Annotated in this window: 8 protein-coding genes; 4 read left to right on the forward strand and 4 right to left on the reverse strand. The window is 60.1% G+C overall.

The genetic code is table 11. The annotated features are described in order from the left end of the window. Positions 1-31 precede the first annotated feature (31 nt). Complete coding sequence (locus Q8X51_RS24075) at positions 32-1789, reverse strand: phosphoethanolamine transferase CptA (RefSeq protein ID WP_065948662.1); 1758 nt, start codon at positions 1787-1789, stop codon at positions 32-34. Positions 1790-1949: 160 nt separating this feature from the next. Further along, positions 1950-2129 (reverse strand): DUF6026 family protein, encoded by a 180-nt coding sequence (locus tag Q8X51_RS24080; RefSeq protein ID WP_256097793.1) that lies wholly within the window; start codon positions 2127-2129, stop codon positions 1950-1952. 226 nt (positions 2130-2355) lie between these two features. On the opposite strand from Q8X51_RS24080, the gene gnd reads away from it, so the two are divergent. The 3 genes from gnd to Q8X51_RS24095 are packed head-to-tail and all read left to right on the forward strand — an operon-like array spanning position 2356 to position 5725. Beyond that, complete coding sequence (gnd, locus tag Q8X51_RS24085; protein WP_223841635.1) at positions 2356-3384, forward strand: phosphogluconate dehydrogenase (NAD(+)-dependent, decarboxylating); 1029 nt, start codon at positions 2356-2358, stop codon at positions 3382-3384. Further along, complete coding sequence (zwf, locus tag Q8X51_RS24090) at positions 3381-4904, forward strand: glucose-6-phosphate dehydrogenase (protein WP_065948661.1); 1524 nt, start codon at positions 3381-3383, stop codon at positions 4902-4904. Before gnd ends, zwf begins: the two co-directional genes overlap by 4 nt. After that, positions 4901-5725: a Cof-type HAD-IIB family hydrolase gene (locus Q8X51_RS24095; RefSeq protein ID WP_065927888.1), complete on the forward strand. Its 825-nt coding sequence runs from the start codon at positions 4901-4903 to the stop codon at positions 5723-5725. The genes zwf and Q8X51_RS24095 overlap by 4 nt, the downstream gene beginning before the upstream one ends. Before the next feature lie 65 nt (positions 5726-5790). Here Q8X51_RS24095 and Q8X51_RS24100 read toward each other — a convergent pair whose 3' ends face one another. Next, positions 5791-6051 carry a hypothetical protein gene (locus Q8X51_RS24100; RefSeq protein ID WP_065927887.1) on the reverse strand — a complete coding sequence of 87 codons (261 nt, stop codon included), beginning with the start codon at positions 6049-6051 and terminating at the stop codon, positions 5791-5793. 344 nt (positions 6052-6395) lie between these two features. Here Q8X51_RS24100 and Q8X51_RS24105 point away from each other — a divergent pair, with 344 nt between their 5' ends. Continuing rightward, positions 6396-7718 (forward strand): sigma-54 dependent transcriptional regulator, encoded by a 1323-nt coding sequence (locus tag Q8X51_RS24105; RefSeq protein WP_027606451.1) that lies wholly within the window; start codon positions 6396-6398, stop codon positions 7716-7718. Positions 7719-7799: 81 nt separating this feature from the next. Here the strand turns inward: Q8X51_RS24105 and Q8X51_RS24110 are convergent. Beyond that, a partial coding sequence (locus tag Q8X51_RS24110) for a hypothetical protein (protein WP_407694978.1) occupies positions 7800-8810 on the reverse strand: 1011 nt, incomplete at its 5' end.

Raw genomic sequence — 8810 nt, forward strand, 5'->3', positions numbered from 1 at the left:
GGGCTAAACGAGAATGATTGTTATCTTTCTGTTACAAGGCCGGCGGTTCCTGCAGGACCACATCGGTCGGATTAACCTTCTTGGGCTTGATCAGGCTGAAGTCAATCAAGGCCTTTTGCGGGCGCATGTAGGGGTTGCCGATCATCAGCGGGCGCGGCGTGAAGCTGTCGCTCACGACGCTCTTGCTGCGGTCCAGTTCGTTGAAACTCAGCCCGGCGAGGTCGGCCCAGGTGTGGATCAATTGCGAGCTGCTGTAAGGGCGTTGCAAGTCGCCGGCAAACTTCCAGTCGTGGGTTTCGCGCCATTTCGGCGAGGCATAGGCCATGAACGGAATGGTGTACATCGGCGCCGTCGGCTTGCCTTCGTTACGCCCCAGGGTGGCGTGGCCGGCGGAATCGAATACGTCTTCGCCGTGGTCCGACAGGTACAACAGGAAGCCGTTGGGATCGGTCTTGGCGTAGTCCTTGATCAGGCTCGACACCACGAAATCGTTGTACAGCACCGCATTGTCGTAGCTGTTGTAGGTGGGCAGTTGATCGTCACTGATCCCGGCAGGTACGCCCTGGCGGTCGGTGAATTTGTCGAAGGTCGGTGGATAGCGGTACTGGTAGCTCATGTGGGTGCCGAGCAGGTGCACCACGATGAACTTGCGCTCGGCCGGGTCGGCCAGGGCCTTGGAGAATGGTTCCAGTACATCGCCGTCGTATTGGCGGGCGTTCTGGTTGCGGTTGTTGTTCAGGTACACCTGCTCGTCGGCCTGTTCGGAAAAGGTCGTGAGCATGGTATTGCGCTTGGTCATGGTCTGCTGGTTGGTGATCCAGTAGGTCTTGTACCCGGCCTGTTTCATCACGCTGACGATCGACGGTGTCTTGAGGTAGAGATCGGGGTTCTCCTCGTCGGCGAACGTCAGTACCTGTTGCAGGGCTTCGATGGTATAGGGGCGCGGGGTGATGACGTTATCGAACACCGCCAGTTGGTCGCGCAGCTTGTCCAGTTCCGGCGTGGTGTTGCGCGGATAGCCGTAGAGACTCATGCGTTGACGGTTGGTGGACTCGCCGATCACCAGCACCAGGGTCGACGGCTGGCCGGCCATGGTGTCCTTGAGGTTGGTCAAGGGGGGGATCTGGCTGGCGCTGTCGAGCATGCCTTGCATGTTGTCCAGTTGTTCGGTGTAGCGGCGGTAGGCAACGATCATCTGCCAGGGCACGGCCGGTTCGATGCGCGACTCGAAGCGGTCGATGGCGTCGTCCAGGGTGTCGCTGCGGGCTATCTGCTTGACCAGCGGGTAACCGATGATCGCCACCAGGATCGCCGTTGCCGCCACCAGGGCCTGGCCGCGCGGCAAGTATACCGGGCGTACCCGGGTCCACAGGAAAATAGCCACGGCGGTGTGGGCAATGAACGCCAGCACGATCCACCAGGCGAAGTATTGGGTGGCGTACTCGCCGGCTTCAGAGATGTTCGACTCGAACATGATGAAGATGACGCTTTGGGAAAATTCCTGCTGGTAGATGAAGAAATAACCCAGGCTGGCCATGGAGCAGGCCCACAGCACCACGCCGATCAGGGCAGCAAGCAAGCGCGTCCGGCGAGGGAATACCAGCAGGGGCGCGAGCCATATCGCGCTCATGAAGAAGGCTTGGCGAAAACCACTGAAGCCGGAAGTGCCGCTGAGTTGGATCAGCAGTTGGGTAATGCCGGAGAAGTACCAGAAAAACACGAATAGCCAGCCAAGACCGGCCCAATCAAAGCCTTTCGCAGACTTGCTGCTGCGTTCGAACATCGCCATCCAGCGCTCCAACCCGGTAATTTTTCAGTTGACGCGCAGGGCTGCACGCAACAGAGGCCACCCTTGCATGGGATGGCCCTTGGGGGCGGGAGTATCGGGAAGGGCATGTGAAAACTTTGTGAGATTTATGTAGCCGTTATCTTACAAAGTGATGACGGGCTCAGCAGAGCGCGGGCTGCGCACCGGAAGGCTGGTCCAGCTGGGCTTGAATGATATGGGCACGCAGGCGCATGACCTCAAGCTGCAACTGATCGCGTTCGTCTTTCAACTGGCGCAATTCATCGCGACGGAGTGTGACGTAGAGGGTCTGTGGAGGACGGGTCATCTGTGCTGTGCTCATTGCTTGCCTCGCAAATAGCCGGTGTGTCGCGGTGTGCCAGAACGCTTGAGTCTAGGTTCTCGGCAACAGTCGGAAGCAATTCTGAATTCTTTTTCCCATCAATGGAACTTTTTTATTTTTGGTGGTCGTGTGACTTTCGGAGGCGTGATGGTGAAACGATGGCAATTTTTTCCCATGAAACTACACGGATCTGCCCTGGACTAACCCTCATTAGCCTCATTGCGCTATAAACTATGTCACACATTTATTCAGTAGTTGGGAGCATCAGCACATGCAACTGGGGATTATCGGACTAGGCCGCATGGGCGGGAATATTGCACGGCGCCTGATGCTCAATGGGCATACCACCGTTGTTTACGACCGTAACGAAGCATTTGTCAAAGGTTTGAGCGAAGAGGGCGCCACCGGCGTTGCCGACCTGAAGGCCCTGGTGGCCGGGCTGCAGAAACCCCGTGCCGTCTGGGTGATGTTGCCGGCAGGCGACCCCACCGAAAACACCATCAATGAACTCAGTGAGCTGCTGGAAGACGGTGACGTGATCATCGACGGCGGCAACACCAACTATAAGGATGACGTGCGTCGCGGCAAGGCCCTGGCGCAAAAGGGCCTGCACTATGTCGATGTCGGTACCTCCGGCGGGGTCTGGGGCCTGGAGCGTGGCTACTGCATGATGATCGGCGGCGACACCGAGACTGTACAGCGCCTCGACCCGATCTTCGCCAGCCTGGCACCGGGCCTGGGCAACATCCCGCGCACCAAGGACCGTTCCGCGTCGGCTGACAAGCGTGCCGAGCAGGGCTACATCCACGCCGGCCCGGCGGGTTCCGGGCATTTCGTCAAGATGATCCACAACGGCATCGAGTACGGGATGATGCAGGCGTTTGCCGAAGGTTTTGACATCCTCAAGACCAAGAACTCGGAAAACCTGCCCGAAGACCAGCGCTTCGACCTCAACGTTGCCGATATTGCCGAAGTCTGGCGCCGTGGCAGCGTGGTCTCGTCCTGGTTGCTGGACCTGACTGCCGACGCCCTGGCCACCGACCCCAAGCTGGACGGTTACTCCGGTTCCGTGGCCGACAGCGGCGAAGGCCGCTGGACCATCGAAGCCGCCATGGAACAAGCCGTGCCGGTGCCGGTACTGTCCACGTCGTTGTTCGCGCGGTTCCGCTCGCGCCAGCAGAGCACCTACGGTGACAAGATGCTGTCTGCCATGCGCTTTGGCTTTGGCGGCCACGTGGAGACTTCCAAAAAATGACCGCCAACGGCAAGAAACTCAAGGCCGAACCTGCTCCACCCACGACCCTGTTTCTGTTTGGCGCCCATGGCGACCTGGTCAAGCGCCTGCTGATGCCGGCGCTGTACAACCTCAGTCGTGATGGCTTGCTGGGCGATGGCTTGCGCATCGTTGGCGTTGATCACAACGCGATCAGTGATGCCGACTTCGCCAAGAAACTCGAGGACTTTATCCGCACCGAGGCCGCGAGTAAGGTCAAGGGCAATGGGGATAACGCCCTCGATCCGGCATTGTGGGCGCAACTGGCCAAAGGCATCAGCTACGTCGAGGGCGATTTCCTCGATGACAGCACCTACGCCGACATCGGCAAGAAGATCGCTGCCAGCGGCACCGGCAACGCGGTGTTCTATTTGGCCACCGCACCACGCTTCTTCAGTGAGGTGGTGCAGCGCCTGGGCAGTGCGGGCCTGCTGACGGAAACCGATGACAGTTTCCGGCGCGTGGTGATCGAGAAGCCCTTCGGCTCCGACCTGGCCACCGCCGAAGCGTTGAACGCCAGCCTGCTCAAGGTGATGAGCGAGAAGCAGATCTATCGCATCGACCATTACCTGGGCAAAGAGACGGTGCAGAACATCCTCATCAGCCGTTTCTCCAACGTGCTGTTCGAAGCGTTCTGGAACAACCACTATATCGACCACGTGCAAATCACCGCCGCCGAAACCGTCGGCGTGGAGACGCGAGGCAATTTCTTCGAAAAAACCGGCACCCTGCGCGACATGGTGCCCAACCACCTGTTCCAGCTGCTGGCGATGGTGGCCATGGAGCCCCCGGCCGCCTTTGGTGCCGATGCGGTGCGCGGTGAAAAGGCCAAGGTCATCGGCGCGGTACGCCCGTGGTCCCTGGAAGACGCGCGGGCCAACTCGGTGCGCGGGCAATACACCGCGGGCGAAATCGCCGGCAAGCAACTGCCCGGCTACCGCGAAGAAGCCAACGTCGCTCCCGACAGCAGCACCGAGACCTTCGTCGCCCTCAAGGTGATGATCGATAACTGGCGCTGGGTCGGCGTGCCGTTCTACCTGCGTACCGGCAAGCGCATGAGCGTGCGCGACACCGAGATCGTGATCTGCTTCAAGCCGGCGCCCTATGCGCAATTCCGTGACACCGAGGTGGACGAGGTCAAGCCCACCTACTTGAAGATCCAGATCCAGCCCAATGAAGGCATGTGGTTCGACCTGCTGGCGAAAAAGCCCGGGCCCACCCTCGATATGGCCAACATCCAGCTGGGTTTTGCCTACAAGGACTTCTTCGAGATGCAACCGTCGACCGGGTATGAAACCCTGATCTACGACTGCATGACCGGCGACCAGACCTTGTTCCAGCGCGCCGACAACATCGAAAACGGCTGGCGAGCAGTGCAACCGTTCCTCGATGCATGGAAGGAGGACGACGGGATCCAGACCTATAAGGCCGGTGAAGACGGGCCCGCAGCGGCTGATGGGTTGCTGGCGCGCGATGGCCGCACCTGGCACTCGCTCGGATGAGTGACGCAGCGATTCATCCCATCCGTTTTATCCTCAGCGACGTGGACGGCACCTTGCTGCATCCGGATCATCGCCTGAGCCAGCGCACCGTCGACGCGGTGAGCGCCCTGCGCGAGGCCGGGGTGTTTTTCAGCCTGGCCAGCGGGCGACCGCCCAAGGCCATGCTGCACCTGATCGAGACATTCGGGATCGATGTGCCGGTGGCGGGCTTCAACGGTGGCACCTTGATCAACCCGGATGGCAGCATCCTGGTTGCCCACCATTTGCCAGCGGAGGCGGCGCTGGTGACCTTGGCGCTGTTCTCGGCCGAGCCGGATGTGGAAGTCTGGGTGTTTGCCGACGGCGACTGGCTGCGCCGTGGTCCGCCAGGGCCGGTGGAACCGCGCGAAGCCCATGGCCTGGGGTATGGGCCGGTGGTGGTGGAAAGTTTCGAACCCTACCTGGAGCGTATCGACAAGATCGTCGCCGCGAGCAACGACACCCAATTACTGGTGACGTTGGAAGCGCAATTGCAGCCCAAGGTCCAGGGCTTGGCCCAGGTATCGCGTTCGCAGCCGATTTATTTGGATGTGACGGCCATGCTGGCCAACAAGGGCGAGGCGTTGAAGACCCTGGCGGCGCACCTTGGGGTGCCGCTGGAGCAGACGGCGGCCATCGGGGATGGGGGCAATGACCCGGCGATGTTTCAGGTGGCGGGGTTGTCGATTGCCATGGGGCAGGCGGAAGAAGCCGTCAAGCGCCAGGCCAGCGTGGTCACCGGCAGTAATGTCGAGGAGGGCGCTGCGGAAGCAATCGAACGGTTTATTCTCGCGGCGCGATAAGCGTCTTAAGTTCGATTGTGCAACTTGCGATCACTGTTTTGCAGTGATCGCAAGTTAGCCGCGATTTACTTCGGCATGGCCCAGGACTGCAACTGGTAGCCATCTTTGTCGAGTTCGGCGCGGGCCCGCAACAGCAAGTCTTCCAATTGCGCCGGGTCGCTATAGGTGTTCGACGACAGCTGTTTGCTGCCGATACGGTTATTGGTGCGGTCGATGACACTCAGGCTCAGGGCGCCATTGCCATCGTGCCAGGCCACGCATTGAAAGGGCTGGAAAGCACGGTCTGCGATCAAAAGAGCTTCGTTGATGCGGAGCGGGGCGTTCATGTGGGTCTCTCTCTAAATGCCCATTCAAGTGAGTACCGGCGGTTGGGCTGACCGTGCGGCGGGTTACTTGTACTGATGCGCGATGACGGGGTACGGGTCACATGTTAGAGCAACAAATTTCAACTTTTCCTGATGGACGTCATGTAAGCGGCTGTTTTGAAAGCTGATTGAAAGTTTTGCGAAGACGCAACTTTTTGACCTGCAAACACGAGTAGTGGCTTTTTGTTCGCACTTATAGCGAAACGATACAAGCACGCTGTCAAGATCTTGCTAGGGTTATCGGCAACCATTACAAACTGTTGTTTCTAAATAACTTTAGTGATTTTTGACGCCAAGGATCAGTCATGGGTGTGCCCCTCGTCCAACGTCGTTTGCTCGTGGTTGACCCCTGTGATGACTGCCACGGGTTGCTGCCCGGTTTGCGTACGGCCGGGTGGGATGTCGACAGCTGCACATTGGAATCGGTAGGAGAGCGCTCATGCGATGTCGGCCTATTGCGCCTGCAGCCCTATCATCTGGAGCGGCCCGAAGCGGTCAAGGAACTGATCAGCCGCAGTGGCACCGAGTGGATCGCCGTACTCAGCCAGGATGTGCTGCGCCTGCAAAATGTGGGGGACTTCGTCTGCGAGTGGTTTTTCGACTTCCATACCCTGCCATTCGACGTGGCGCGGGTGCAGGTGACCCTGGGCCGCGCGTTTGGCATGGCGCGCCTGCGTGGCAAGGGTCACACCCCGGTAGATGAAGGGCACGAGTTGCTGGGGGAAAGCCGCCCCATTCGTGAGTTACGCAAATTATTGTCCAAGCTGGCGCCCACGGAGTCCCCGGTACTGATCCGTGGCGACAGCGGCACCGGCAAGGAGCTGGTGGCCAAGACCCTGCACCGCCAATCCCAGCGCCATGCCAGGCCCTTTGTCGCGATCAACTGCGGCGCCATTCCCGAACACCTGATCCAATCCGAACTGTTCGGCCATGAGAAGGGCGCGTTTACCGGTGCCCATCAACGCAAGGTCGGGCGCATCGAAGCGGCCCATGGCGGCACCCTGTTCCTCGATGAAATCGGCGATTTGCCCATGGAACTGCAAGCCAACCTGCTGCGCTTTCTCCAGGAAAAGCAGGTCGAGCGGGTCGGCGGCAGCCAGCCGATTCCGGTGGACGTGCGGGTGTTGGCGGCCACCCACGTCGACCTTGAAGCGGCCGTCGCCAAGGGTGCTTTCCGCGAAGACTTGTACTACCGGCTCAATGTGCTGCAGGTGGTCACCGCGCCCTTGCGCGAGCGCCATGGTGATGTGGCGATGCTGGCCAACCACTTTTCACGCTTCTACAGCCAGGAAACCGGCCGCCGCCCCCGCAGCTTCAGCGATGACGCCCTGGTGGCCATGGGGCAACACCCGTGGCCGGGCAATGTGCGCGAACTGGCCAACCGCGTGCGCCGCGGCCTGGTACTCGCCGAAGGGCGCCAGATCGAAGCCGCCGATCTGGGATTGCTGGGCGAACAGGCAATTTCGCCACCCATGGCTACACTGGAAGACTATAAGCACCGTGCTGAACGCCAGGCGCTGTGCGATGTGCTCAACCGGCACAGCGACAACCTGAGTGTCGCGGCCCGTGTGCTGGGGATTTCCCGGCCGACGTTCTACCGGTTGCTGCACAAACACCAGATCCGCTAGGGCGGGTAAACCGAAAAGCCCCGCAACGACCCTTATCGTTGCGGGGCTTTTCCTTGTGCACCGGATTCTGTAGCGGTCGGGTTAGAAGTAATACGGGAATTTCAGGCTGAACGTAAAGTCCGGCGCATCGTCCGTCATGCCGATTGCCAGGTTCGGCACGATGGTCAGGTTATCCGACGCGGCAATGGTCATCCCCACGTTGAAATAACCGGCGTTGGCATCGCTGGAAACCACCGATTGCCAGTCGCCGCCGTTGGGCTTGAGCCTGCTCTTGCGCTGCACCAGGTCGGACACCGAGAACGACATACTCATCTTCTCGTTGAGGGCAAAGGCCACGCCGACCCCGAACTGGAAGCTGTCGCCCAGGCTGACCTTGCCGCCGACCTTCTGGTTGACGTCACTGCTGATGTCATCGAAGGATTCTTCGAAGTTATGGGTATAGGACAGCGAGCCGAATAGCACGGCAGGATCGAAGGTCTTGACCAGGGAAATGCCCGGCGTGATCGACCACACGCCATTGCCCGTTGGCAGGCTTTCCGGCACGAACAGGTTGTCGTTGCCGGGTGTATTGATCAGCTTGATACCAAACGGTTCTTTGCCGGTGGGCGCCTTGACCCGCACCGATACCACCGCATCCGGCAGGGTGGGGGTTTCGTCGAGGAACTTGTAGGCCACGCCGAAGTTGACGTCGCCGATGGTCGGGTCGCGCGTCACCGATTGTTCCGACGTCGCGGTGCCGTTGTTGCCGGCACCGGCAGACTGGTAGGTCGACTCGCGGTACACCACCGGCACGTTCACATCGAACTGCCAACGGTTATCGACGTTGTAGCGCCCGGTCAGGTCCAGGGTCCAGTTATCGGACTTGATGCGGTCGAGGTTGATATTGCCGAGGAAAATCGAGTCCAGCGCCAGGAACCCGTTGAGGGTCAACTGACGGGCGTCGTAACGGGCATAGGTAACGCCGGTTTCGAAGCTGAACTTGCCGTTGCCGAAAAAGCCGCTGGCTTCGTTATAGAGGTTACTGACGCTTTGCGCCGGGGCCGAATCATCCTTGAGGGACTGGCCGTAGGAACTGCCGCCGCCCCCCGCCCC

Origin of the sequence: Pseudomonas sp. Yb2C2 (genome assembly GCF_052112325.1) — a bacterium.
GTDB classification, from domain to species: Bacteria; Pseudomonadota; Gammaproteobacteria; order Pseudomonadales; family Pseudomonadaceae; genus Aquipseudomonas; species Aquipseudomonas marginalis.

Excerpts from the sequence above, each read along its gene's own strand:
- Q8X51_RS24075 (WP_065948662.1), bottom strand. The coding sequence starts at position 1,789 with ATGGCGATGTTCGAACGCAGCAGCAAGTCTGCGAAAGGCTTTGATTGG.
- Q8X51_RS24080 (WP_256097793.1), bottom strand. The coding sequence starts at position 2,129 with ATGAGCACAGCACAGATGACCCGTCCTCCACAGACCCTCTACGTCACA.
- zwf (WP_065948661.1), top strand. The coding sequence starts at position 3,381 with ATGACCGCCAACGGCAAGAAACTCAAGGCCGAACCTGCTCCACCCACG.
- Q8X51_RS24095 (WP_065927888.1), top strand. The coding sequence starts at position 4,901 with ATGAGTGACGCAGCGATTCATCCCATCCGTTTTATCCTCAGCGACGTG.
- Q8X51_RS24100 (WP_065927887.1), bottom strand. The coding sequence starts at position 6,051 with ATGAACGCCCCGCTCCGCATCAACGAAGCTCTTTTGATCGCAGACCGT.
- Q8X51_RS24105 (WP_027606451.1), top strand. The coding sequence starts at position 6,396 with ATGGGTGTGCCCCTCGTCCAACGTCGTTTGCTCGTGGTTGACCCCTGT.